We start from the raw sequence: 25,543 nt of genomic DNA, 5'->3' as shown, positions 1-25,543 counted from the left end.
CGCTTCTGGACAGGCTCAGGTGTTGACGCCGAGTTCCGCCAGCCGCTCGACGCAGGACTCCTCGGCCTGGTCGAGTTCGGCCAACGTCTCTTCGAGATCACGTCGCTTCTGCCGCAATTCCTCGCGCTTCTCCTCGATGCGCCGGATCATCAGCTTGAGTTGCCCGACCTCGCCCGGCGGCTCCTTGTACATCTGGATGATCTCGCGGATTTCGCTGATCGAAAAGCCGAGCCGCTTGCCTCGCAGGATTTGCCGCACCAGGTGACGGTCGGATGGCTTGAAAAGACGCGTACGGCCGCGCCGCACCGGCTGGATCAGCCCCTCGTCCTCATAGAAGCGCAGCGTGCGCGTCGAAATGTCGAACTCGCGCGTCAACTCCGTGATCGAGTAGTATTCCCGCATCGTCATTCCTTGCGCTTGGCGAACCGGCATCGATCCTCCGGGGCGGTCGTTGGTAGCTGGCCGTCGCAGCACGACGGAATAGCCGATTGTGCGGGAGCCGCCAGAGTGGCAGGCCAAATCGCCGGGCGACACTTGGCACCGCCCTTACGTAAAAGTCAATTGCGGGCGCGCTAACCACTTTGGCCGATCGGCGGTGCCCTGCCCGTCCTACGAATAGCGGAACCACCATGTCGCCAGTCCGAGGAAGGCGAAGAACCCGACGCAGTCGGTCACCGTGGTGACGAACACGGCCGACGCCACCGCCGGATCGATGTTGAGCCGGTCGAGCAGAAGCGGGATGAGGATGCCTGCCAGCGCCGCCGCGAACATGTTGATGATCATCGCCGCGGCGATGATGCCGCCGAGGTTCGGATCGCCGAACCAGGTCCCGGCGACAAGGCCGATGAGAACGGCGAAAACCGCGCCGTTGATGAAGCCGACGCCGATCTCGCGGCGGATGACGCGCCAGGCGTTGTAGATGTCGAGGTCCTTGGTCGCCAGCGCGCGCACCGTCACCGTCATGGTCTGCGAGCCGGCATTGCCGCCCATGCCGGCGACGATCGGCATCAGCACGGCCAGCGCCACGATCTGCTGGATCGTCGCATCGAACAGGCCGATGACCGAAGCCGCCAGGAACGCGGTGACAAGATTGACCAGGAGCCACGGCACGCGCGAGCGGGACGTGGAAAGGATCGAGTCCGACAGTTCCTCGTCGCCGACGCCGCCCATGCGCAGAAGGTCTTCTTCCGCTTCCTGTTGGATGACATCGACCACGTCGTCGATGGTGAGCACGCCGACCAGCCGCTCGTTCTCGTCGACGACGGCCGCCGACAAGAGGTCGTATTGCTCGAATTCGCGCGCCGCTTCTTCCTGGTCCATGGTCGCGGGAATGGCGTGGCGCGTCTCGTGCATCACCTCCTCGACCTTCACCGCCCGCTTGGTGCGCATGATCTTGTCCAGATCGACGGCGCCGAGCAGCTTGAAGGTGGGGTCGATGACGAAGATCTGGCTGAAGCGATCAGGCAGGTTGTTGTCTTCGCGCATGTAGTCGATCGTCTGGCCCACCGTCCAGAACGGCGGCACGGCGACGAACTCGGTCTGCATGCGCCGGCCGGCCGTCTCTTCCGGGTAATCGAGGGCGCGCCTCAGCCTGATCCGCTCGGTGAACGGGAGCTGCGACAGGATCTCGTCCTGGTCCTCCTGGTCGAGGTCCTCCAGGATGTAGACGGCGTCATCGGAATCGAGTTCCTGCACCGCCTGCGCGATCTGCGCGTTCGGTAGGTTGTCGACGATGTCGAGGCGGATGGCCTCGTCGACCTCCGTTAGCGCCGAGAAATCGAAATCGGTGCCGAGCAGTTCCACCAGCGCCCGCCGTTGCTCCGGCGCCAGCGCTTCCAGCAGGTCGCCGAGTTCGGACTGGTGCAGGTCACCGACATCGCGCTTCAGCGTCAGCGTGTCGCGGTCGGCAATCGCCGCGCCGACATGAACCAGGAACGACTGGCTGATCACGCCGTCCTCGTCGTAGATGTCGGCGTGCTGGCCTTCGGCAGCCCGGGCGTCGTCGGTCTGTTCGTGCTGGCCTTCCATCGGCGTCTCCGGCTGCCGCGATCCGGGAAAGAGTGGGTGTCAGGTCTAGCGCGCAACGCGCGGGAATATCAAACGAATTAAGCCCCGACGGATGGCGATCCGCTGCATCTGACGGTGCATATCGCCAAGCCGGACCGGCCGGCGCTCAAGATAGAAATGCAAAGCCTGTGACGGGAACATGAATTGCGGCGAATATTGCCGAACTCGCACTTGTTTCGCCTTGGGCGATTTGCTACACGCCGCGGGCCGGCACCTTCCGGCTCCTACCACGTGCGGTCGTGGCGGAATTGGTAGACGCGCAGCGTTGAGGTCGCTGTGGGGCAACCCGTGGAAGTTCGAGTCTTCTCGACCGCACCAACACTTTTCCCAATCCGGCATTTCTACAGCTTTTGAGCCTGCCCGGATTCTGACCGGCGTGGATGTCTTTACACCTTCCACTACCTTTACACCGATTTTCAGCGCTCGATGCGTTTCGCGTCCGGTCGACTATCGCTAGCTCGAATCCGCTCGGATTCGGCCTCGCATTGCAAAAGCACGTCGCCTTGCGCTGGAAGATCCGAAAGCGTTGCCAGTTCGGGCATCCAAGTCGTTCGCAAGCCGCCGAAGCGCCGTCTCAACGACGGTCGATGGAACCGGTCCGCACGGCGTCGATCGCCTGCGGCGGGACATGGGTCGAAAGGTTCGCCAGTACCAGCATGCAAAGCGCGATCGGCACGAAGATCGCGCCAATCTGCAGCAAGGCGGCGCCGATCCCGCGCCAGTCCGATCGTCTGCTGTCGTTCTCTTCGGCCATAACCAGCCCTATGCGCCAGAAGCGTCAACCAGCCGTTAATCGGCCTGTCCGCAAACCCGACGCATCGGCCTGGCGCTCTGGACCTTTGCGCCGATTGCGGCCATATCAAGGGTAAACGAGATCAGCCATGCCAGAACGCAGCCAGCTCGCCACGTCCTTTCTCCCCGTCCCTGGATCGGAGCCGGTCGAATGGCGCATCGAGCCTGGCCTGACGGACTATGCGACGGCGCTGGCCTTCATGGAACAGCGCGCCGAAGCGATCCGCTCGGGCGCGACCGGCGAGATGGTCTGGCTGGTCGAGCACCCGCCGCTCTACACCGCCGGCACCAGCGCCCAGCCCGCCGACCTGATCGATCCGGATCGCTTTCCCGTCTACGCGGCCGGGCGCGGCGGCGAATATACCTATCATGGCCCCGGACAGCGCGTCGCCTATGTCATGCTCGACCTGAAGCGGCGGCGCGAGGATGTGCGCGCCTTCGTGGCGGCGCTGGAAGAATGGATCATCCAGACGCTTGCCGCCTTCACGGTGCGCGGCGAGCGGCGTGAAGACCGCGTCGGCGTCTGGGTGGTGCGGCCCGACCGTCCGCCGATGCCGGACGGCCAGCCTGCCGAAGACAAGATCGCCGCCATCGGCATCCGCCTTCGCAAATGGGTGAGCTTCCACGGCATCGCCATCAACGTCGAACCGGACCTGACGCATTTCGGCGGCATCGTACCCTGCGGCGTCGCCGACCACGGCGTCACCAGCCTCGTCGACCTCGGCCTGCCGGTGACGATGACCGATCTCGACCTGGCACTGAAGGCCGCCTTCGAAACGGTGTTCGGTCCAGCCGCACTCGCCGAGGCTCTACCCGCCCGCAAGGCCGGCTGATCGCCGGCACCCTGCCCGTTTTGTGTTTTTTCCCTTCGACGGCGCCGGCATCATGCAGCGGCGCCACTTCCCGTGCCGGTGCGCCGCACCGGCTCATTCTCACATTGCGCCGATCCACATCGCCATCGAGACGAGGAAGGTGCTCATGCAAACCAGCGAGACGACATCGTGAACCAGATCGGTCATAACTCTCTCCTGTTTTTAATATGTTCGTAATTTGTTCTATTTTTGTTCAAATGTCAAACGAAGAAAGCGGGCAAAGCCGCCGGTCGCGGGCTCGCGCGTCACAGGGTTAAAAAAAGGTTGCGGGACAGGGCCCCGCACCGGCCGGATGAGGTCAGGCAAGCAGCGGATTTGATTCGCGGGAATCCGTTCCGGAAAAGATGGAATTTCGAGAACGGACGCGCGGCGCCCCAGCATTTGAGCGTCGAGAGCCACGCTCGACGCCCGCCGCGGTCAAATCACCAATCAGGCTTCTAAAGCTGGGCGGCCGGCAACGGCACCACCCTGCCCTCGGCCAGCGTCACGCGGCGATCCATGCGCGCGGCGAGCTCGTGGTTGTGGGTGGCGATCAGCGCGGCGAGACCGGACTGGCGCACCAGCGCCTCGAGCGCGTCGAACACGTAGGAAGCCGTGGCCGGGTCGAGGTTGCCCGTCGGCTCGTCGGCGAACAGCACCAGGGGCGCGTTGGCAACGGCGCGCGCGATCGCCACGCGCTGCTGCTCGCCGCCCGACAGTTCTGACGGCCGATGCTGCGCCCGCTTGCCGATCTGCATGTAATCGAGCAGCTGGGCCGCCCGCTCGCCCGCTTCCTTGCGCCCCAGCCCCTTGATGAGCTGCGGCATCATGATGTTTTCCAGAGCCGAGAATTCCGGTAGCAAATGGTGGAACTGGTAGACGAAGCCGACGTCGTTGCGGCGGATAGCCGTGCGCTCCTCGTCCGACAGCCGCCCGCAGGCGCGCCCGGACAGGATGACGTCGCCGGCGTCCGGCCGCTCCAGCAGCCCGGCTGTGTGCAGCAGCGTCGACTTGCCGGTGCCGGACGGCGCTACCAGCGCCACCATCTCGCCGCGGTTCAGCGAAAAGTCGGCGCCGTTGAGGATCGTCAGCCGGCGCGGCCCCTGTACGTAGTGCCGCTCGACGCCGCGCAGTTCGATGATCGGCGCCGCCATCATTCGTACCTCAGGGCTTCGACCGGATCGAGCCGCGCCGCCCGCCATGCCGGAAAGAGCGTTGCCAGGAACGACAACACCAGCGCCATGGCGATGACCGACAGCGTTTCGCGCAGGTCCATGCGCGCCGGAAGCTGCGACAGGAAATAGAGCTCCGGATTGAACAGCACCGTGCCCGACAGCCACGAGAAGAACTCGCGGATGCGCTCGATGTTGAGGCACACGATCATGCCGAGGACCACGCCGGCTATGGTTCCAACGACGCCGATGGCGGCACCCGTCATCAGGAAGATGCGCAGGATCGCGCCGCGCGTCGCCCCCATGGTGCGCAGGATGGCGATGTCGTGCCCCTTGTCCTTCACCAGCATGACCAGGCCCGAAATGATGTTGAGCGCCGCCACCAGCACGATCAGCGTCAGGATCATGAACATGACATTGCGCTCGACCTCGAGCGCCGAGAAGAAGGTCTGGTTGCGCTGGCGCCAGTCGGTCATGTAGATCTGCCGCTGCGCCGCCGCCTCCACCTTCGGCTTGAGCGCATCGACATTGTCGGGATTGTCGACATAGATCTCGATGCTCTGCGCCTTGCCTTCCATGTTGAAATAGAGCTGCGCCTCGGAGAACGGCATGTAGATGATGGCGCTGTCGTATTCCGACATGCCCACCTCGAAGATGGCGGCCACCTTATAGCCTTTGAGCCGCGGCGTGGTACCGAGCGGCGTCACGTCGCCGTCTGGCGAGATCAGCGTGATGGTGTCGCCGACGACGAGGCCGAGCGCCTCGGCCATGCGCGTGCCGATCGCGACGCCCTCGCCGCCGTCGAAACCCTCCAGCGTGCCCTGCTTGATGTTGTCGGCCACCAGCGTCATCTTGCCGAGGTCGTCGCCGCGGATGCCGCGCACCAGCGCGCCGGTTCCCGAACCGACATTGCCCTGCGCCAGCACCTGTCCGTCGATCAGCGGAATGGCGTATTTGACCCCTTGCACCTTGTTGATGCGCTCCGCCACCGCCGCATAGTCCTCCAGCGGCATGTCCACCGGCGTGACGATCAGGTGGCCGTTGATGCCGAGGATGCGGGTCAGCAGCTCGGCGCGAAAACCGTTCATCACCGCCATGACGACGATGAGCGTGGCGACGCCCAGCATGATGCCGAGGAAGGAGATCGAGGCGATGACCGAGATCACCGTCTCCTTGCGCCGCGAGCGCAGGTAGCGCCACGCCACCATGCGCTCGAAACCGGAAAACGCGCCAGCACCGGCCTTGCCCTGCTTCGCCGGCACGGCGGCTGCGGCGGTGCTGCTCACGCGGCCTTCTCCACCGAGGCCAGCAGGTCCTCGACCTTGCGGACGTCGCGCTCGCCGGTCCTGCGGTTCTTCACCTCGACCGTGCCGTCGCCGACGCCGCGCGGCCCGACGATGACCTGCCAGGGCAGGCCGATAAGGTCGGCGGTGGCGAACTTGGCGCCCGGGCGCTGGTCGGTGTCGTCGTAGAGCACATCTTTGCCAGCCTTCTCGTAGGCGGCATAGAGCTTCTCGCAAAGCGCGTCGCAGCCGGCGTCGCCCGGCTTCATGTTGATCAGCCCGACGTCGAACGGCGCCACCGCCTCCGGCCAGATGATGCCGTTGTCGTCGTGGCTGGCCTCGATGATGGCCGCCACCAACCGGCTGGGGCCGATGCCGTAGGAGCCGCCCGAAACGAAATGGTCCTTGCCGTCCGGCCCGGTCACCTTGGCGCCCATCGGCTTGGAATACTTCTCGCCGAAGTGGAAGATGTGGCCGACCTCGATGCCGCGCGCTGACAGCTTGTGCGTCTCCGGCACCTTGGTCCAGGCCGCTTCGTCGTGCATCTCGTCGGTCGCCGCGTAGGGCGTGGTCCATTCCTTGACGATGCCGTCGATCTCGGCGTCGTTGGTGAAATCGGTATTCTCGCCGGGCACAGGCAGCGAAAGGTAGTCGCGGTCGCAGAACACTTGGCTCTCCCCGGTCTCGGCCAGGATGATGAATTCGTGGCTGAGGTCGCCGCCGATCGGGCCGGTGTCGGCGCGCATCGGGATCGCCTGCAGGCCCATGCGCGTGAAGGTGCGCAGGTAGGACACGAACATGCGGTTGTAAGCCGCCCGCGCCCCTTCGAAATCGATGTCGAACGTATAGGCGTCCTTCATCAGGAATTCGCGTGAGCGCATGACGCCGAAGCGCGGCCGCACCTCGTCGCGGAACTTCCACTGGATATGATAGAGGTTGAGCGGCAGGTCCTTGTAGGAGCGGACGTAGGAGCGGAAGATTTCCGTCACCATCTCCTCGTTGGTCGGACCGAAGAGCATATCGCGCTCGTGCCGGTCCTTGATGCGCAGCATCTCCTTGCCGTAATCGTCATAGCGGCCGCTCTCGCGCCACAGGTCGGCCGACTGGATGGTCGGCATCAGGATTTCCAGCGCGCCGGCCCGGTTCTGCTCCTCGCGGATGATCTTGCAGACCTTGTCCAGCACCTTCTTGCCGAGCGGCAGCCAGGAGAAGGAGCCGGCGGCCTGCTGGCGGATCATGCCGGCGCGCAGCATGAGGCGATGCGAGACGATCTCGGCCTCACGGGGATTTTCTTTGAGAATAGGCAGGAAGTAGCGCGACAGACGCATGAAAGGTTCCGTGAGAGAGGTGGCGCGCGCCAGAATCGGCGCGAAGCAGGCTGTTTGCCTGGGCTTCATAGCCATTTCATGGCGGAATGGAAACCCAAGCCACGCGCTTGAAGCACCTCGTCTTGACTGTTCAACAAGCAGTTCGAGCCTATTCATTGTGCAATGCAGCACATGAATGCTTGTTTCAAAGCAAAATTTTCCGTGACATCGCCATGAAGCTTGGTCTAGTGTGCCCCGATAACCGAGAGGGCAGAGAACAATCTGCCTTCCTACGCGGTCAAAGTCTTGGGAGGATGCGATCTAGGCGCGGTCACTCGCTGCCGCCGGAATTCCGGAAACGGATCGGACGCGTTCAATTGCAAGGCTTCGTGCCTTGCATTTTTTTTTGGAAAATCGACACTTGCGGCAAACAGTTCAGGCACAGCTTGAAGATTTAAGCTTGCGCCTCGCTAGGCTCGATAGCAGGGCATTCCCAGTAAAAGCGTGAAACGGTTTTGGGTGCGGAAATGCGACCCAAAAAAAGCGGTTGCGACAATGCCCGCAAGGCGAACTACCGGCCGTAGGTGGGCAGGATTTGCGGAAGGTCGTCGACGCCGAAGCCGAGCCCGGCCGTCACGCCATAATAGGCGCCGAACACGATCAGCGACCAGACGGTCGTCCACAGGACGATATAGAAGAAGCGCAACTTCTTGGGCGCACTGGCATGCGTACCCAGCACCACCTCTTCTTCATCCTGTGCGCGAAAGCTGAAGGGCAGGATCGCGAACAGGGTGATCCACCAGACCACGAAATAGACCGCGATCAGGGAGATCCAATCCCAGGCGGTGAAGCTTCCTCCGGTCATGACTGCTCCAGTTCAACCAGCGTACCAGAAAAGTCCTTCGGATGCAGGAACAGCACCGGCTTGCCGTGTGCCCCTAATTTCGGCTCGCCATCACCGAGCACGCGCGCACCGGCGGCCTTGAGCCTGTCGCGGGCGGCGAGGATATCGTCCACCTCGTAGCAGACATGGTGCATGCCGCCGGACGGGTTCTTGGCCAGGAATGCCGCGATCGGCGAGCCCTCGCCCAGCGGCTCCAGCAGCTCCACCTTGGTGTTGCCGACATCGACGAACACCACCGTCACGCCGTGCTCCGGCAATGCCTGCGGCGCGCTGACTGGGGCGCCCAGCGTATCGCGATAGGTCGCCGTCGCCGCGGCAAGGTCGGGCACGGCAATGGCGACATGGTTCAGGCGGCCGAGCATGAGTAGCTCCGTGAGCAAGGCAGTAGGGCAGTACGGCGGTATGGCAGCAGGGAACCGGAAAAGCGGAAAGCTTCCTCCAAAACATACTGCCTTACTGCCCTATTCTCCTACTGCCCTAATTTCATCTCGTCACGAACACCGTCACCAGCGGCTTCTTGCCCCAGGCCTCGTTGGCTGCGGCGCGCACCGCGCGGCGCACGGATTCCTGCACGAGATCGAGGTCTTTTCGGCGCTGGCGGGGGATGGAGTCCACCGCACCGATTGCCGCATCGAGCATCAGCTCCTCCAGCGCCTCGCCGGAACCGTCCGTTTCCGCCACGCCGATGGCGACCAGGTCCGGATCGCCAGCCAGTTCGTATTTCTCGTCCAGCACGACGTTGACCGCCACATGCCCGGCGAAGGACAGCTTGCGCCGGTCCTTCACCCCCATCGCCTCGTCGGTGCCGACCAGCCTGCCGTCCTTGTAGACGCGGCCGAACGGCACCTGGTCGATGATGGTGGCCGCACCCGGCGCCAGCCTCAGCATGTCGCCGTCGCGGATCTGCGCCACCTGGCCGATGCCGGCCATCGCCATCAGCGAGCCCTGCGCCACCAGATGCGCCGCCTCGCCATGCACCGGCACGCCGATCTTCGGCCGCACCCACTCATACATCTGCCTCAACTCGCTGCGGCGCGGATGGCCCGAGACATGCACCAGCGCATCACCGTCCTCGATGATCTTCATGCCGAGGTCGATCAGCCGGTTCTTGACCTCCAGGATCGCCTTTTCGTTGCCGGGAATGGTGCGCGAGGAGAAGATGACGGTGTCACCGGCCGTCAGCGCCACGGACTTCATCTCGTCGCGCGACAGTTTTGCCAATGCCGCCAGCGGCTCGCCCTGGCTACCGGTACAGATAACGACGAGATTGTCGCGCGGAATGAAGCCGTAGTCCTCTTCGGCGATGAATTCCGGCAGCCCGTCCAGATAGCCGAGCTCACCTGCGACATCGACAACGCGCTTCAGCGAGCGGCCAAGCAGCAGGCATTGCCGGCCGGCGTCGCGCGCTGCTTCCGCGATAGAGCGGATGCGCCCGACATTGGAAGAGAAGGTGGTGACCGCCACCCTGCCCTCTGCCTTGCTGATGATCTCCTTGAGACTCGCGCCCACCGCCTGCTCGGTCGGAGACTCCCCTTCCCTGAGCGCATTCGTGGAATCGCAGACCAGCGCCAGCACGCCCTTGTCGCCATAGGCGCGGAAGCGCGCCTCATCGGTCTTCGGTCCGATGGCCGGCGCGAGGTCGATCTTCCAGTCGCCGGTGTGGATGACGGTGCCGGCCGGCGTGGTGATCGCCAGCGAGAACGGCTCGGGGATCGAATGCGCCACCGGGATCGCCTCGATTTCGAACGGCCCGAGCGTGAATTTCTCGCCGGCCCGGTAGACGGTCACCGGTATTTTCGGCGCGCCCTGCTCGCCCTGGCGCTTGGCCTCCAGCATGCCGGCGGTGAACGGACTTGCCCACACCGGCACCTTCAGCTTCGGCCAGATGTCGTGCAGCGCACCGTAATGGTCCTCATGCGCGTGGGTGATGACGATGCCGCGCAGGTTCGCCAGCCGCTCCTCGATGAAGCGGGTGTCGGGCAGGATGAGATCGACGCCGGGATGCGCGGGGTCGGGAAAGGTGACGCCGACATCGACGACGATCCATTCGCGATCGTCCGCCGGGCCGTAGCCGTAAAGGGCGAAGTTCATGCCGATCTCGCCAACGCCGCCGAGCGGCACGAAGACGAGTTCGGCATTGTCTGATTTCGCCATGAGGGTTCCTTCCGTTCAGATTGCGCCGGCACTCGCGACCGCACCGAAATGCACGTCGCCGGCGGCGATGGTCCGCCGCGCGCCGCTTTCATCGCGGATCACGAAACGGCAGTCCTCGTCAATGGTCTCGAACGTTCCCCGCACCACATTGCCGTCAATCCTGACAGCAACCTCGCCGCCAAGCCCCGCCGCGCGCTCGAGCCAGCGGCGCCGGATCGCCGACAAACCATGCCCGCTGTCCCATAGCCGGGCGTTCACGCTCCAGGCATCCGACAGCGCCAGGAACAGCGTTTCGGCGTCGCAGGATGAGCCGAGTGCGGCGAGCGACGTCGCGGGATAAGGCAGGTCATCAGGATGCGCCACGACATTGACGCCGATGCCGACGGCAACCGCGAAGCGGCCTTCCCCGAGAAGCGCGGATTCCAGCAGGATGCCCGCGAGCTTGGCGCCGGAAGCGAGCACGTCGTTCGGCCATTTCAACTCGAAGCGGTTACGGCCGGAACCGGCACCATCCAGACCGACTGCTATACGGCCTCCCGGCACGACCGCGTCCAACGCATCGGCCAGCGCCAGCCCGGCGACGAAACCGAGCGTAGCCGCACTCTTGAGGTCGCCGTCGATGACGACGAGAAGCGTCGCGGCGAGATTGCCCTGCGGCGTCGCCCAGACACGGCCGCGCCGGCCGCGCCCGCTTTCCTGGCGTTTCGACACGATCCACAGCCGGCCAGGGTCACCGGCCCGCGCATGGTCCAGTGCCAGCGCGTTGGTCGAGCCGACCACCTCATGGGCTTCGAGGCGAAAGCCCTCGGCGGCAGCCGTGGGCGCGAGCGTGAAGCCGGCCATCCGCTCTAGAAGAACGTCTTCGCCGCAGCCTCGGCATAGCCGGCGATGGGGCCGCCGATCAGCACGTAGAACAGCACGAATGCGCCGGACAGGCCGAGGATCACGCGCAGTTCACCCGCCATCGGCTGGAAGCCGCCGGCCGGCTCGTCGAACCACATGATCTTGATGATGCGCAGATAGTAGAACGCCGCCACAACAGAGGTCAGCACGCCGATGATGGCGAGCGGATAGAGCCCGGCATTGATGGCGGCAAGGAAGACGTACCACTTCGCCCAGAAGCCGGCGAGCGGCGGAATGCCGGCCAGTGAGAACAGAAGGATGGTCAGGATCGTCGCCATCACCGGATTGGTGCCGGCGATGCCGGAAAGGTCGTCGATGCTCTCGACCTGCTGGTCGTTGCGGCGCATGGCGAGGATGAAGGCGAAGGTGCCCAGCGTCATGGCGACGTAGATCAGCATGTAGATGGCGACGCCGCGCACGCCCTCCTGGCTGTTGGCCGCCAGCCCGACGAGGCAGAAGCCCATATGGCCGATGGAGGAATAGGCCATCAGCCGTTTGAAGTTGCGCTGGCCGATCGCCGCGAAGGAACCAAGCGCCATCGAGGCGATGGAGATGAAGACGATGACCTGCTGCCAGTCGGCGGCGGCCGGATGGAACGCGTCCATCGTCACGCGCAGGATCAGCGCCATCGTCGCCACCTTCGGCGCCACGGCGAAGAAGGCCGTCACCGGCGTCGGCGCGCCCTCATAGACGTCCGGCGTCCACATATGGAACGGCACGGCCGAGATCTTGAAGGTCAGGCCGGCGAGGATGAAGACCAGCCCGAACAGCACGCCGAGCTGACGCTCGGAGCCGCTGACGGCGGCCGCGATCTTGCTGAAGTCGACGCTGCCCGTATAGCCGTAGGTGAGCGAGATGCCGTAGAGCATCATGCCGGTGCCGAGCGCGCCGAGCACGAAGTACTTCAGGCCCGCCTCGCTGGAGCGGGCGCTCTCGCGATTGATCGCGGCCACGACATAGAGCGCCAACGATTGCAACTCGAAACCGAGATAGAGCGAGATCGTGCTGTTGGCCGAGATCATCAGCATCATGCCGAGCGTCGACAGCGTCACCAGCACCGGATACTCGAAACTGGCGTAGCGCTGCGCCTTGGCGTAGCCCGCCGACATGACCAGCGTCACCGCCGAGCCGAGCAGCGTCACCGTCTTCATGAACAGGGCGAAGTCGTCCTGCACGTAGGCGCCGCCATAGGCGCTGCCGCGCGCGCCCGACAGAAGCATCCAGCCGCCGGCGATGGCGAGCACGACCACGGCGAGGCCGGTGACGAGTGTGCTGGCACCCTCGCGCGAATAGGCGCCGATCATCAAGAGCACCATGGCGCCGACCGCGAGGATCAGTTCCGGCGTGGAGAGCGAAAGGCTGGAATAAAGGTCCGGCGTCATGGTTCTCTCGATCAGTTCGCCGCCGCGGTCTGCGCGGAGCCGATGGAAGCGGTGACGTCGGTGACGAGTGCCTTGACCGACTGGGCGGTCGCATCGAACACCGGTGCGGGATAGACGCCGAAGAAGATGATCAGAACGACCAGCGGATAGAGGATCGCCTTCTCGCGCGTCGACAGGTCGAGCATGGCCTTCAGGCTGTCCTTGACCAGCGCGCCGAAGATGATCTTGCGGTAGAGCCACAGAGCATAGGCGGCCGACAGGATGACGCCGGTGGCGGCGAAGACGGCCACCCAGGTGTTGGCCCGGAAGGCGCCGAGCATCGTCAGGAATTCGCCGACGAAGCCGGAGGTGCCCGGCAGGCCGACATTGGCCATGGTGAAGATCAGGAAGACGACGGCGTATTTCGGCATGTTGTTGACCAGCCCGCCATAGGCATCGATCTCGCGCGTGTGCAGCCGGTCGTAAATGACGCCGACGCACAGGAACAGCGCGCCCGAGACGAGGCCGTGCGACAGCATCTGGAACAGCGAACCCTGGATGCCCTCCTGGTTCATGGCGAAGATGCCCATCGTCACGAAGCCCATATGGGCGACGGAGGAATAGGCGATCAGCTTCTTCATGTCCTCCTGCATCAGCGCCACCAGCGAGGTGTAGATGATGGCGACGACCGACAGCGTGAAGACGAAGGGGGCGAAATAGGCGGAGGCGTCCGGGAACATCGGCAGCGAGAAGCGCAGGAAGCCGTAGCCGCCCATCTTCAACAGGATGCCGGCCAGGATGACCGAGCCCGCCGTCGGCGCCTCGACGTGCGCGTCCGGCAGCCAGGTATGCACCGGCCACATCGGCATCTTGACCGCGAATGAGGCGAAGAAGGCCAGCCACAGCCATGTCTGCATCGAGGCCGGGAAATCGTGCGCCAGCAACGTCGGGATGTCGGTCGTGCCGGACTGGAAGAACATCGCCATGATGGCGAGCAGCATCAGCACCGAGCCGAGCAGCGTGTAGAGGAAGAACTTGAACGAGGCGTAGACACGCCGCTTGCCGCCCCACACGCCGATGATGATGAACATCGGGATCAGGCCGGCCTCGAAGAAGACGTAGAACAAAACGATGTCGAGCGCGCAGAACACGCCGATCATCAGCGTCTCGAGGACGAGGAAGGCGATCATGTAGGCCTTCACCCGCTTCTGGATCGATTCCCACGAGGCGAGGATGCACAGCGGCATCAGGAAGGTGGTGAGGATGACGAACAGCATCGAGATGCCGTCGACGCCCATGTGGTAGGAAATGCCCGAATCCAGCCAGCCGTGCTTCTCGACGAACTGGAAGCCGGCCTGCGAATTGTCGAAACCGGTCCAGATGAAGATCGAGATGACGAAGGTGATGATCGTCGTCCACAGCGCGATCATGCGGATGTTTCTGCGCGCATTCTCGCTCTCGTCCCGCACGAACAGGATGAGCAGCACGCCGACCAGCGGCAGGAACGTGACCGTTGAAAGGATTGGCCAGTCGGTCATCAGAGCATCATCCAGGTGACGAGAGCGGCAACGCCGATCAGCATGGCGAAGGCGTAGTGGTAGAGATAGCCGGTCTGCAGCTTGACCACGCGGTTGGTGACGTCGATGACACGCGCCGACACGCCGTCGGGGCCGAGGCCGTCAATCACTGCGCCGTCGCCCTTCTTCCACAGCGTGTAGCCGAGCCACTTGGCGAAGCGCACGAACAGGAAGTCGTAGACCTCGTCGAAATACCATTTGTTGAGCAGGAAGGCGTAGAGGCCGCGATGACGCCCCGCCACTTCGGCAGGCAGCGCCGGCTTGCGGATGTAGAACTGCCAGGCGACCAGGAAACCGAGAACGGTGACGACGATCGGGGCCAGCTTCACCCACAGCGGCACGCCGTGCATCTCGTGCAGCACATGGTTGTCAGGCCCCGTGAACAGCGCCGCCTTCCAGAAGTGCTCGTAGCCCTCGCCGACGAAATAGGTGGAGAACAGCACGCCCGCGAAGATCGCGCCGGCGGCCAGCACGTAGAGCGGCACCAGCATCACCGGCGGCGATTCATGCACATGGTGCATCACCTCGTGGCTGGCGCGCGGCTCGCCATGGAAGGTCATGAAGATCAGGCGCCAGGAATAGAAGGAGGTGAAGGCGGCGCCGATGACCAGCAGCACGAAGGCGAAGGTCGCAACGGCGTTCTCGCCGACGAACGAGGCCTCGATGATCGCGTCCTTGGAGAAGAAGCCGGCGAAGCCCACCAGCGTCATCGGGATGCCGACGCCGGTCAGCGCCAGCGTGCCGATCACCATCATCCAGTAGGTGTTGGGGATCAGCTTGCGGATGCCGCCCATCTTGCGCATGTCCTGCTCGTCCGACATGGCGTGGATGACCGAGCCGGAGCCGAGGAACAAGAGCGCCTTGAAGAAGGCGTGCGTGAACAGGTGGAAGATCGCCGCGCCATAGGCGCCGACGCCGAGCGCCACGAACATGTAGCCCAGCTGCGAGCAGGTCGAATAGGCGATGACACGCTTGATGTCGTTCTGCACCAGGCCGACGGTGGCGGCGAAGAAGGCGGTGATGGCGCCGATGAAGGTGACGACCGTCAGCGCCGTATGCGACAGCTCGAACAGCGGCGACAGGCGCGCCAGCATGAACACGCCGGCCGTCACCATGGTGGCGGCGTGGATCAGCGCCGAAACAGGCGTCGGGCCTTCCATGGCGTCCGGCAGCCAGGTGTGCAGCGGCACCTGCGCCGACTTGCCCATGGCGCCCATGAACAGGAGCAGGCACACGACCGTCATCGCCGCACCCTTGTCCAGCGCATAGCCTAGGAAGGTCAGCACCGCCGCCCCTTCCGGAGCGCCCTCGGCCGGGAGATAGCTCGCGGCATTGGCGAAGATGGTGGTGAGGTTGACCGAGCCGAACAGCACGAACACGCCGAAGATGCCGAGGATGAAGCCGAAGTCGCCGACGCGGTTGACGACGAAGGCCTTGATCGCGGCGGCGTTGGCCGACGGCTTCTTGTACCAGAAGCCGATCAGCAGGTAGGACGCCAGGCCGACGCCCTCCCAGCCGAAGAACATCTGGATCAGGTTGTCGGCCGTCACCAGCATCAGCATGGCGAAGGTGAACAGCGAAAGGTAGGCGAAGAAGCGCGGCCGGTTCGGATCGTGGTGCATGTAGCCGATGGAATAGATGTGCACCAGCGACGACACGGTGTTGACCACCACCAGCATCACCGCCGTCAGCGTGTCGATGCGCAGCGCCCACGACGTGTCGATGCCGCCGGACTGGATCCAGCGCAGCACCGGCACGGTGAAGACCTCGCCGTCACCGAAAGCCACGGTGAAGAAGGCGACCCACGACAGCACCGCCGATATGACCAGCAGGCCGGAGGTTATGAACTCCGACGCCTTGGCACCCAGCGAATTGCCGAACAGCCCGACGACCAGGAAGCCGATGAGGGGAAGGAAGACGATGGCCTGATACATGAAACGTCCCTCAGCCCTTCATCATGTTCACGTCTTCGACCGCGATGGTGCCGCGGTTGCGGAAGAACACCACCAGGATGGCGAGCCCGATCGCCGCTTCCGCCGCCGCCACCGTCAGCACGAACAGCGTGAAGACCTGGCCGACGAGATCGCCGAGCGCCGCCGAGAAGGCGACGAAGTTGATGTTGACCGACAGCAGGATCAGCTCGATCGACATCAGCATGACGATGACGTTCTTGCGGTTCAGGAAGATGCCGAACACGCCGAGCGTGAACAGGATCGCCGAGACGGTGAGGAAATGCGCGATGCCGACAACCATCTTCAGATCCCCTCGCCCGTCTTGACCTTGCGGATTTCGATTGCCGTGGCCGGCGTGCGGGAAACCTGTTCCGCGATCGACTGCCGCTTGACGTTCGGCTTGTGACGCAGCGTCAGCACGATGGCCCCGATCATCGCCACCAGCAGCACCATGCCGCAAATCTGGAAGTAATAGAGATAGTCCGTGTAGATGATGTCGCCGAGGGCCGCCGTGTTGGAGCGCGCCAGAAGGTCCGGGATCGGATGCGCCGCCGTCGCTGCCAATTCCGGCGCGAAGGTGTAGCCGCCGACGACCACCAGCAGTTCACCGACCAGGATCAGCCCGACCAGCGCGCCGATCGGCGCATATTGCAGCGCGCCGCTTTTCAGTTCGGCGAAGTCGACGTCGAGCATCATGACGACGAACAGGAACAGCACCATCACCGCGCCGACGTAGACGACCAGCAGGATCATCGCCAGGAACTCGGCGCCGGTGAGCAGGAACAGCCCCGCGGCGTTGAAGAAGGTGAGGATGAGGAACAGCACCGAATGCACAGGATTGCGCGAGGAGATGACCATGAAGGCCGCCGCCACCGCGATGAAGGCAAAGAGGTAGAAGAAGGCTGCCTCTAGTCCGTTCAACATGGGTCTGTCCCCGGTTCCTTTTGTGACGGACCAGGCGCTTCGGCATCCGGTCCCGTCCGACTCCGTCCCGCCTCCGGGCGAAATCGCGTGTTCCTTAGACGAGCCGTTGCGACACGTCCATGTTTCCATTGCACTTCTCCCCGCCTATGGGCGAGGAGAACCGATCACCTGTACGGCGCGTCCAGTTCCATGTTGCGCGCGATCTCGCGCTCCCACCGGTCGCCGTTGGCGAGCAGCTTGTCCTTGTCGTAATAGAGTTCCTCGCGCGTTTCCGTCGCGAACTCGAAATTCGGGCCTTCGACGATGGCGTCCACCGGGCAGGCTTCCTGGCAGAAGCCGCAATAGATGCACTTCACCATGTCGATGTCGTAGCGCACGGTGCGGCGCGTGCCGTCGTTGCGGCGCGGGCCGGCCTCGATGGTGATGGCCTGCGCCGGGCAGATCGCCTCGCACAGCTTGCAGGCGATGCAGCGTTCCTCGCCGTTGGGATAGCGGCGCAGCGCATGCTCGCCACGGAAGCGCGGGCTGATCGGCCCCTTCTCGTGCGGATAGTTGATCGTCTCCTTCGGCGCCAGGAACTGGCGCACGCCCAGCACGTAGCCGATGACGATGTCCTTGAGCAGGAGCGACTTGGCGGCTTGTGACAGAACACCCATCAGGCAAGTCCCGTAAGCTTGAGGAAGGCGGCGGTGGCCACGACCATGAACAGCGAGATCGGCAGGAAGACCTTCCAGCCCAGCCGCATCAGCTGGTCGTAGCGGTAGCGCGGCAGCACCGCCTTCGCCATCGAGAAGATGAAGAAGACGAAGCACAGCTTGAGCACGAACCAGATCACCCCCGGCACCCAGGTGAAGGGCGCCACATCCACCGGCGGCAGCCAGCCGCCGAGGAACAGGATGGTGGTCAGCGCGCACATCAGCACCACCGCGACGTATTCGCCGAGGAAGAACAGCAGGAACGGCGTCGAGGAATATTCGACCATGTGGCCGGCGACGAGTTCCGATTCGGCCTCGACCAGGTCGAAGGGCGGGCGGTTGGTCTCCGCCATGCCCGAGATCATGAAGATGATGAACATCGGGAACAGGCCGAGCCAGTGCCAGTCGAGCAGCGTGTTGACCGGCAGGCCGAGATGCGTGCCCAGCCCGTCCTTCTGCGACAGCACGATGTCGGACAGGTTGAGCGAGCCGACGCACAAAAGCACGGTGACGATGACGAAGCCGATCGAGACTTCGTAGGAGACCATCTGCGCCGCCGAGCGCAGCGCGCCGAGGAACGGATATTTCGAGTTCGACGCCCAGCCGCCCATGATGACGCCGTAGACCTCGAGCGAGGAGATGGCGAATACGTAGAGGATGCCGACATTGATGTTGGCGATCGCCCAGTTCTCGCTGACGGGAATGACCGCCCAGGCCGAGATCGCCAGCACCGCCGACACCAGCGGCGCCAGCAGGAACACGCCCTTGTTGGCGCCCGACGGGATGACCGGCTCCTTGAAGACGAACTTGAACAGGTCGGCGAAAGCCTGGAACGCGCCCCACGGCCCGACCACGTTGGGGCCGCGGCGCAACTGCACCGCCGCCCAGATCTTGCGGTCGGCGTAGAGGATGTAGGCGACGCCGATCAGGAGGATGACGATCAGCGCGACGGACTTGATCAGGATGATCAGCGCCGGCAGCACGTAAGTTGCGAAGAAATCTTCCATCTTATTCCGCCGCCTGCCCTATTCCGCCGCCTGTTTGAAGCCGCCCCTGGCGAGAGCCGAGCACTCCGCCATCACCGCGGATGCCCGCGCGATCGGGTTGGTGAGGTAGAAGTCGCGCACCGGCGACACGAATGGGCCCTTGGCCAACCGCCCGCCGAGCTTCGCAGCCTTCGCCACGTCGTCGGCGCTTCCGGCCTCGATCCGGTCGATGCGGGCCAGATGCGGAACCTCGCCGTAGAGCTTGGCGCGCAACTGCGCCAGCGAATCGAACGGCAGCTTCTTGCCCAGCACGTCCGACAGCGCGCGGATGATCGCCCAGTCCTCGCGCGCCTCGCCCGGCGCGAAGCCGGCGCGGTTGGTCATCTGCACGCGCCCTTCCGTGTTGACGTAGGTGCCCGACTTCTCGGTATAGGCCGAGGCCGGCAGGATGACGTCGGCGCGATGCGCGCCGGCATCGCCATGCGTGCCGATATAGACGACGCAGCCGGCAGAGACCTTGCTCATGTCCAGTTCGTCGGCGCCGAGCAGGAACAGCACGTCGCTGTCGGCCGTCATGCCGGCTACATCCTTGCCGCCCTCGCCCGGCACGAAGCCGATGTCGAGGCCGCCGACGCGCGCCGCCGCGTTATGCAGCACGGCAAAACCGTTCCAGCCGTCCTTGATCGCGCCGACCGCAGAGGCAAGCTTCGCCGCCAGCCCGAGAACGGCCGCGCCGTCCGACCGCCCGAGTGCCCCTTGCCCGACGATGACGAGCGGCCTTTCGGCCTTCTTCAGCTTATCGAAGAACTTGCCATTGCCGCCGGCGAGATCCTTCAGCGTCTCCGGTCCGGCGCCCAGCGCCTCGTAATCGTAGCGCAGGTCGCCCATCTCGCCGATCACGCCGATCGGCAGCGGGCCGGCGCGGAAGCGTTTGCGGATGCGCGCGTTCAGCACCGAGGCCTCGAAACGCGGATTTGCGCCGACGATGAGGATGGCGTCCGCCTGCTCGATGCCCTCGATGGTGGAATTGAAGATGTAGCTGCCACGACCCAGCGCCGGATCCAGCGCCGCACCATCCTGCCGGCAGTCGACGTTGGCCGAACCCAGCGAGGAAACCAGCAGCTTCAGCGCATACATTTCCTCGACGGCCGCGAGGTCGCCGGCGATGGCGCCGATCTTCTCAGGCGCGGCCTTGCCGACCGCATCCTTGATCGCGGCGAAGGCTTCGCTCCAGCTTGCCGGCGCGAGCTTGCCGCCCTTGCGCACATAGGGCCGGTCGAGGCGCTGCGTGCGCAAGCCGTCCCAGATGAAGCGCGTCTTGTCCGAGATCCACTCCTCGTTCACCTGGTCGTTGTTGCGCGGCATGACGCGCATGACCTCGCGGCCACGTGTATCGACGCGGATGGCCGAGCCGACCGCGTCCATCACGTCGATGGATTCGGTCTTGTTCAGCTCCCACGGCCGCGCCGTGAAGGCGAACGGCTTCGACGTCAGCGCGCCGACCGGGCAGAGGTCGATGACGTTGCCCTGGAGCTCCGACGTCATCGCCTGTTCGAGATAGGTGGTGATCTCGGCATCCTCGCCGCGGCCGATCAGGCCAAGCTCGGAAATGCCGGCGACTTCCGTGGTAAAGCGGACGCAGCGCGTGCAGTGGATGCAGCGCGTCATGATCGTCTTGACCAGCGGGCCGATATACTTGTCCTCGACGGCGCGCTTGTTCTCGTGGAAGCGCGAGGAATCGACGCCGAAGGCCATCGCCTGGTCCTGCAGGTCGCATTCGCCGCCCTGGTCACAGATCGGGCAATCGAGCGGATGGTTGATGAGCAGGAACTCCATCACCCCTTCGCGCGCCTTCTTCACCATCGGCGAGTTGGTGAACATCTCCGGCGGCTCGCCGTTCGGGCCAGGGCGCAGGTCGCGCACGCCCATGGCACACGATGCCTGCGGCTTCGGCGGGCCGCCCTTCACCTCGACCAGGCACATGCGGCAGTTGCCGGCGATCGACAGCCGCTCGTGGAAGCAGAAGCGCGGCACTTCCGCGCCGGCTGCCTCCGCCGCCTGCAACAGCGTGTAGTGATCGGGGACTTCGATCTCTTTCCCGTCGACCTTTAGCTTTGCCATTCGCCTAAACCCCTGCGGAAAACCGCAACTCTTGTCCGAAAGCGGCCGAAACCGCCCGTATCTCGTTCATCATCCCGTGGCGCGGCCCGCCAGATCGGCGGCCTGCCCCGTCCAGTCGTCACGCCCGATCCGGCCGTTGAAGCCCAGGTGCTCGTCCACCCAGGCGATCTCCTGCCCGGACCATGCCGCGACCTGCCGATAGGTCCAGATACCCAGCCCGTTCAGCACCTGCTCCAGCTTCGGGCCGATGCCGGAAATCGCCTTCAGGTCGTCCGGTATCTCAGGCTTCGCGATCGCCTTCGGCTGCTTGCGCTTCGCCGGCACAACCGCCTGCGGTGCGGCAACGGAAACCGGCTTCGGCGCCACGGCGACCGGCTTTGCCGCGCTGTCGACGGTAGCCTGTTCGACCACCGTGCGAGTGGCCACCTGGTTGACCTCGCGGGCGACGGTCTGCGCCTGTTCCATCACGCTTTTCGCACGCGCCCTGACTTTGGCCGCGGCCACCGACCGCTCCGCCTTCGCATTGTCCTCGAAGGCCGCCTGCAACAGTCGCCCGGACGCTTCGGTGGCGCCGGCAACCGCACCGACCCACATGCCGAGCGCCTGGCTGGCGACGCCGAAACCGATGGCCGACAGCGCCGCCGCACCCGCCAGCGGATGCGCCATCAGGTTGACGGCGCTGGCCATCTCCTGCGGCATCTCCTTCCTGTTGGGCTTGCTCATGGCTCTCTCACTCCGCCGCCGCCAGCACGGGCTGGACGTTGTGGGCGTTGCGCGTGAACTCGTCGATACGCCGCTCGATCTCCGGGCGGAAATTCCGGATCAGGCCCTGGATCGGCCACGCCGCCGCGTCGCCCAGCGCGCAGATGGTGTGGCCCTCGATCTGCTTGGTGACGTCAAGCAGCATGTCGATCTCGCGCTTCTGCGCCTCGCCGCGCACCAGCCGCTCCATGACGCGCCACATCCAGCCGGTGCCCTCGCGGCACGGCGTGCACTGGCCGCAGCTTTCGTGCTTGAAGAAATAGGACAGCCGCGCGATCGCCTTCACGATGTCGGTCGACTTGTCCATGATGATCATCGCCGCCGTGCCGAAGGAAGACTTCAGCTCGCGCATGCCGTCGAAATCCATCGGAGCGTCCAGGATATCAGGACCTTTCACGACCGGGCAGGAGGCGCCGCCGGGAATGACGGCGAGCAGGTTGTCCCAGCCGCCGCGAACGCCGCCGCCGTGCTTCTCCACCAGCTCGCGGAAGGTCGTGCCCATCGCCTCTTCCACCACGCAGGGCGTGTTGACGTGGCCGACCAGCATGAACAGTTTTGTCCCCACATTGTTCGGTCGTCCGATGGAGGAGAACCAGGCCGCGCCCCGGCGCAGGATGGTCGGGGCGACGGCGATGGACTCGACGTTGTTGACCGTCGTCGGGCAGCCGTAGAGGCCGACATTGGCCGGGAACGGCGGCTTCAGCCGCGGCTGGCCCTTCTTGCCTTCAAGGCTTTCCAGCAGCGCGGTTTCCTCGCCGCAGATATAGGCGCCGGCGCCATGATGGACGTAGATCTCGAAATCGTAGCCGTTGACGTTGTTCTTGCCGATCAGGCGGGCGTCATAGGCCTCGTCGATGGCGCGCTGCAAAGCCTCGCGCTCGCGGATAAACTCGCCGCGCACATAGATGTAGGCCGCCACCGCGCCCATGGCGAAACCGGCCAGCAGGCAGCCTTCGACCAGCGTGTGAGGATCGTGACGCATGATGTCGCGATCCTTGCAGGTTCCGGGCTCCGACTCGTCGGCGTTGACGACCAGGTAGCTCGGGCGTCCGTCGCTCTGCTTGGGCATGAACGACCATTTCAGCCCGGTCGGGAAACCGGCGCCGCCGCGCCCGCGCAAGCCGGACGCCTTCATCTCGTTGATGATCCAGTCGCGGCCCTTGTCGATGATGCCCTTGGTGCCGTCCCAGCAGCCGCGCGCTATCGCGCCCTGCAACGACTTGTCGAAGCGGCCATAGATGTTGGTGAAGATGCGATCCTTGTCTGCAAGCATCGTTTCTCGCTCCTCAGACCGGCTTCTTGCCGAAGACGCGGATGTATTCGGCCACGCCGCCCTTGGCGAGCGCCTTGGCCTGCTTGGTCCAATCCTCGCGCTCAATGCGGCCGTGGAAATTCAGGTATGCGTCGACCCACTCACGCTCGGCCTTCTTCCACGCAGCCACCTGCGCGAAGGTGAAGATGCCGAGATCGTGCAGGATCTTCTCGTTCTTCGGCCCGACGCCGGAGATCAGCTGGAGATCATCGACGGCCACCGGCTTTTCGATGCCCTTGGGACGGTTCTTGTCCTCCAGCGACGGCTTCGCCGGCTTGGCGACGACCTTGCCGGCCACACCGATCGGCTCGCCCTTCAGCATTTCCGGCGCCTTGTAGGCACTCGCCGCGCCTTGCGGCGGGATCGGCCGCGTGCGCTGCTTGCCCTTCACCGCTTCCACCGCCGGCTCGGCCTGGTCCGCCTTCTTCTTGTCGAAGGCCGGTGCCGGCGAAATCGCCTCGGCGGCGGGTTTCGGCTTCGGCTTGGCGGGCGCCTTTAGCGAAGGGTTCGTCTCGGCCTTGTCGGTAGAGGGCTTGGCCGCGTTCGACGGTGGCACTTCGGCAGCTTTCGCAGCCGCCTTGGCCTGCTTGTCGCGCGTCGCCTTCAGCACCGCCTTCTCGTCCTTCAGCGCGATGAAGCCGCCGGCCGGCGCGGAATAGAAGCGGTCGACCTGCGGGCCGGGCTTGACGGACGCGCCCTTGCCCGCCTCGAAGGCGTCGATGATCTCGGCCAGGCGCTCGGGCGTCAAATCCTCGTAGGTGTCCTTGAACACCATGACCATCGGCGCGTTCACGCAGGCGCCGAGGCATTCGACCTCCTCCCACGACAGCGTGCCGGCGGCATTGGTGTGGAACTGCTCGTGATGGATCTTGGACCTGCACACGTCCATCAACTCGCCGGCACCGCGCAGCATGCAGGGCGTCGTGCCGCAGACCTGGATATGCGCGCGCGTGCCGACCGGCTTCAACTGATACTGCGTATAGAAGGTCGCAACCTCGAGCCCGCGGATATAGGGCATGTCGAGCATGTCGCAGACGGACTCGATCGCAGCCTTCGTGACCCAGCCTTCCTGCTCCTGCGCCAGCATCAGGAGCGGGATGATCGCCGACTGCTGCCGGCCCTTCGGATACTTGGCGATCCACTTCTTCGCCGCCGCCGTGTTCGCCTTGTTGAAGGCGAAGCTGGCGGGCTGGACGCTGGCTTCTGCGAGACGACGTACGGACATTTAGCGGTCAACCTCACCGAAAACGATATCGAGGGAGCCGAGCACGGCGGTAACGTCGGCCAGCATGTGGCCGCGGCACAGGAAATCCATCGCCTGCAGATGGGCGAAGCCCGGCGCCCGCAGCTTCACGCGGTACGGCTTGTTGGTGCCGTCGGCCACCAGATAGACGCCGAACTCGCCCTTCGGCGCCTCGACGGCGGCATAGACCTCGCCCGCCGGCACGCGGTAGCCCTCGGTATAGAGCTTGAAGTGATGGATCAGCGATTCCATCGACCGCTTCATCGCCGCGCGCTTGGGCGGCACGACCTTGCCGTCGATGTTGGACACCGGCCCGGTGGATTCCTTGCCGAGCAGCAGGTCGAGGCACTGGCGCATGATCTTCGCCGACTGCCGCATCTCTTCCATGCGGATCAGATAGCGGTCGTAGCAGTCGCCGTTCTTGCCGATCGGAACGTCGAAATCCATCTCGGCATAGCATTCGTAGGGTTGCGACTTCCGCAGGTCCCAGGCCGCGCCCGAGCCGCGCACCATCACGCCCGAGAACCCCCAGGCCCAGGCATCCGCCAGCGACACCACGCCGATGTCGGCGTTGCGCTGCTTGAAAATGCGGTTTTCCGTCAGAAGCTCGTCTAGGTCGTCGATCGATTTCAGGAACGGGTCGATCCAGCGGCCGATATCCTCCAGAAGCTGCTTCGGCAGGTCCTGGTGCACGCCACCCGGCCGGAAATAGGCCGCATGCATGCGCGAACCCGAGGCGCGCTCATAGAACACCATCAGCTTCTCGCGCTCGACGAAGCCCCACAGCGGCGGCGTCAGCGCACCGACGTCCATGGCCTGCGTCGTCACGTTGAGGATATGGCTCATGATGCGGCCGATCTCGGAGTAGAGCACCCGGATCAGCTGCCCGCGCTTCGGCACCTCGATGCCGAGAAGCCGCTCGACGGCCAGGCAGTAGGCGTGCTCCTGGTTCATCGGCGCGCAATAGTCGAGCCGGTCGAGATAGGGCACCGCCTGCAGATAGGTCTTGGCCTCCATCAGCTTCTCGGTGCCGCGGTGCAACAGCCCGATATGCGGATCGACGCGGTCGACAACCTCGCCGTCGAGCTCCAGCACGAGGCGCAAAACACCATGCGCCGCAGGGTGCTGAGGTCCAAAATTGATGTTGAAGTTGCGTACCGATGTTTCGGCCATGCCG

Annotated in this window: 23 protein-coding genes and 1 tRNA gene; 2 read left to right on the top strand and 22 right to left on the bottom strand. The window is 64.6% G+C overall.

Going from position 1 to position 25,543, the window contains the following annotated elements:
* Positions 1 to 15: 15 nt before the first annotated feature.
* Both E6C48_RS01205 and mgtE read right to left on the bottom strand, forming a co-directional pair.
* Positions 16 to 402: a MerR family transcriptional regulator gene (locus tag E6C48_RS01205; RefSeq protein WP_136353151.1), complete on the bottom strand. Its 387-nt coding sequence runs from the start codon at positions 400 to 402 to the stop codon at positions 16 to 18.
* 207 nt (positions 403 to 609) lie between these two features.
* Positions 610 to 2,028 (bottom strand): magnesium transporter, encoded by a 1,419-nt coding sequence (mgtE, locus tag E6C48_RS01200; RefSeq protein ID WP_136353149.1) that lies wholly within the window; start codon positions 2,026 to 2,028, stop codon positions 610 to 612.
* A gap of 272 nt (positions 2,029 to 2,300) precedes the next feature.
* On the opposite strand from mgtE, the gene E6C48_RS01195 reads away from it, so the two are divergent.
* Positions 2,301 to 2,385 (top strand) — tRNA-Leu (locus E6C48_RS01195).
* Between the two features lie 256 nt (positions 2,386 to 2,641).
* On the opposite strand, the gene E6C48_RS01190 is transcribed toward E6C48_RS01195, so the two are convergent.
* A complete protein-coding gene (locus tag E6C48_RS01190) occupies positions 2,642 to 2,821 on the bottom strand; it encodes a hypothetical protein (protein ID WP_136353147.1) in 180 nt (59 codons plus the stop codon).
* 127 nt (positions 2,822 to 2,948) lie between these two features.
* Here E6C48_RS01190 and lipB point away from each other — a divergent pair, with 127 nt between their 5' ends.
* Positions 2,949 to 3,692: a lipoyl(octanoyl) transferase LipB gene (gene lipB, locus E6C48_RS01185; RefSeq protein WP_136353145.1), complete on the top strand. Its 744-nt coding sequence runs from the start codon at positions 2,949 to 2,951 to the stop codon at positions 3,690 to 3,692.
* A 476-nt stretch (positions 3,693 to 4,168) separates the two neighbouring features.
* Here lipB and E6C48_RS01180 read toward each other — a convergent pair whose 3' ends face one another.
* From E6C48_RS01180 to E6C48_RS01090, 19 genes are all read right to left on the bottom strand, one after another.
* Positions 4,169 to 4,864 carry an ABC transporter ATP-binding protein gene (locus E6C48_RS01180; protein ID WP_136353957.1) on the bottom strand — a complete coding sequence of 232 codons (696 nt, stop codon included), beginning with the start codon at positions 4,862 to 4,864 and terminating at the stop codon, positions 4,169 to 4,171.
* Positions 4,864 to 6,168 carry a lipoprotein-releasing ABC transporter permease subunit gene (locus tag E6C48_RS01175; protein ID WP_407940932.1) on the bottom strand — a complete coding sequence of 435 codons (1,305 nt, stop codon included), beginning with the start codon at positions 6,166 to 6,168 and terminating at the stop codon, positions 4,864 to 4,866. Before E6C48_RS01175 ends, E6C48_RS01180 begins: the two co-directional genes overlap by 1 nt.
* Positions 6,165 to 7,493 (bottom strand): proline--tRNA ligase, encoded by a 1,329-nt coding sequence (gene proS / locus E6C48_RS01170; protein ID WP_136353143.1) that lies wholly within the window; start codon positions 7,491 to 7,493, stop codon positions 6,165 to 6,167. Before proS ends, E6C48_RS01175 begins: the two co-directional genes overlap by 4 nt.
* Before the next feature lie 550 nt (positions 7,494 to 8,043).
* The gene (locus E6C48_RS01165; protein ID WP_136353141.1) at positions 8,044 to 8,337 is read right to left on the bottom strand and encodes a DUF1467 family protein; all 294 of its coding nucleotides are present in this window, start codon (positions 8,335 to 8,337) and stop codon (positions 8,044 to 8,046) included.
* Positions 8,334 to 8,738: a methylmalonyl-CoA epimerase gene (mce, locus tag E6C48_RS01160; RefSeq protein WP_136353139.1), complete on the bottom strand. Its 405-nt coding sequence runs from the start codon at positions 8,736 to 8,738 to the stop codon at positions 8,334 to 8,336. Before mce ends, E6C48_RS01165 begins: the two co-directional genes overlap by 4 nt.
* Before the next feature lie 121 nt (positions 8,739 to 8,859).
* Positions 8,860 to 10,530, bottom strand: a complete 1,671-nt coding sequence (locus E6C48_RS01155; RefSeq protein ID WP_136353137.1) for a ribonuclease J — start codon at positions 10,528 to 10,530, stop codon at positions 8,860 to 8,862.
* A gap of 15 nt (positions 10,531 to 10,545) precedes the next feature.
* Positions 10,546 to 11,373 (bottom strand): biotin--[acetyl-CoA-carboxylase] ligase, encoded by an 828-nt coding sequence (locus E6C48_RS01150; protein WP_136353135.1) that lies wholly within the window; start codon positions 11,371 to 11,373, stop codon positions 10,546 to 10,548.
* A gap of 5 nt (positions 11,374 to 11,378) precedes the next feature.
* Positions 11,379 to 12,815, bottom strand: coding sequence for an NADH-quinone oxidoreductase subunit NuoN (nuoN, locus tag E6C48_RS01145; protein WP_136353133.1), 1,437 nt, complete (start codon positions 12,813 to 12,815; stop codon positions 11,379 to 11,381).
* Between the two features lie 11 nt (positions 12,816 to 12,826).
* Entirely contained in the window at positions 12,827 to 14,332 is a 1,506-nt protein-coding gene (locus E6C48_RS01140; RefSeq protein ID WP_136353131.1) for an NADH-quinone oxidoreductase subunit M, read from the bottom strand.
* A complete protein-coding gene (gene nuoL, locus E6C48_RS01135) occupies positions 14,332 to 16,305 on the bottom strand; it encodes an NADH-quinone oxidoreductase subunit L (protein ID WP_136353129.1) in 1,974 nt (657 codons plus the stop codon). The genes E6C48_RS01140 and nuoL overlap by 1 nt, the downstream gene beginning before the upstream one ends.
* A 10-nt stretch (positions 16,306 to 16,315) precedes the next feature.
* Complete coding sequence (nuoK, locus tag E6C48_RS01130; RefSeq protein WP_136353127.1) at positions 16,316 to 16,624, bottom strand: NADH-quinone oxidoreductase subunit NuoK; 309 nt, start codon at positions 16,622 to 16,624, stop codon at positions 16,316 to 16,318.
* A 2-nt stretch (positions 16,625 to 16,626) separates the two neighbouring features.
* Entirely contained in the window at positions 16,627 to 17,247 is a 621-nt protein-coding gene (locus tag E6C48_RS01125; RefSeq protein WP_136353126.1) for an NADH-quinone oxidoreductase subunit J, read from the bottom strand.
* A gap of 164 nt (positions 17,248 to 17,411) precedes the next feature.
* The gene (nuoI, locus tag E6C48_RS01120) at positions 17,412 to 17,903 is read right to left on the bottom strand and encodes an NADH-quinone oxidoreductase subunit NuoI (RefSeq protein ID WP_136353124.1); all 492 of its coding nucleotides are present in this window, start codon (positions 17,901 to 17,903) and stop codon (positions 17,412 to 17,414) included.
* Positions 17,903 to 18,949, bottom strand: coding sequence for an NADH-quinone oxidoreductase subunit NuoH (nuoH, locus tag E6C48_RS01115; protein WP_136353121.1), 1,047 nt, complete (start codon positions 18,947 to 18,949; stop codon positions 17,903 to 17,905). The genes nuoI and nuoH overlap by 1 nt, the downstream gene beginning before the upstream one ends.
* An 18-nt stretch (positions 18,950 to 18,967) precedes the next feature.
* Positions 18,968 to 21,049, bottom strand: a complete 2,082-nt coding sequence (gene nuoG / locus E6C48_RS01110) for an NADH-quinone oxidoreductase subunit NuoG (RefSeq protein WP_136353119.1) — start codon at positions 21,047 to 21,049, stop codon at positions 18,968 to 18,970.
* Positions 21,050 to 21,118: 69 nt separating this feature from the next.
* Positions 21,119 to 21,772, bottom strand: a complete 654-nt coding sequence (locus E6C48_RS01105) for an NADH-ubiquinone dehydrogenase (protein WP_136353117.1) — start codon at positions 21,770 to 21,772, stop codon at positions 21,119 to 21,121.
* 7 nt (positions 21,773 to 21,779) lie between these two features.
* A complete protein-coding gene (nuoF, locus tag E6C48_RS01100) occupies positions 21,780 to 23,084 on the bottom strand; it encodes an NADH-quinone oxidoreductase subunit NuoF (protein ID WP_136353115.1) in 1,305 nt (434 codons plus the stop codon).
* Between the two features lie 13 nt (positions 23,085 to 23,097).
* Positions 23,098 to 24,348 (bottom strand): NADH-quinone oxidoreductase subunit E, encoded by a 1,251-nt coding sequence (locus E6C48_RS01095; protein ID WP_136353113.1) that lies wholly within the window; start codon positions 24,346 to 24,348, stop codon positions 23,098 to 23,100.
* Entirely contained in the window at positions 24,349 to 25,539 is a 1,191-nt protein-coding gene (locus E6C48_RS01090) for an NADH-quinone oxidoreductase subunit D (protein WP_136353111.1), read from the bottom strand. It abuts the gene before it with no gap.
* Positions 25,540 to 25,543 lie beyond the last annotated feature (4 nt).

Origin of the sequence: Ollibium composti, from assembly GCF_004801285.1 — a bacterium.
Taxonomy (GTDB): domain Bacteria; phylum Pseudomonadota; class Alphaproteobacteria; order Rhizobiales; family Rhizobiaceae; genus Mesorhizobium; species Mesorhizobium composti.
This window is presented reverse-complemented; position numbering and strand designations above follow the sequence as displayed.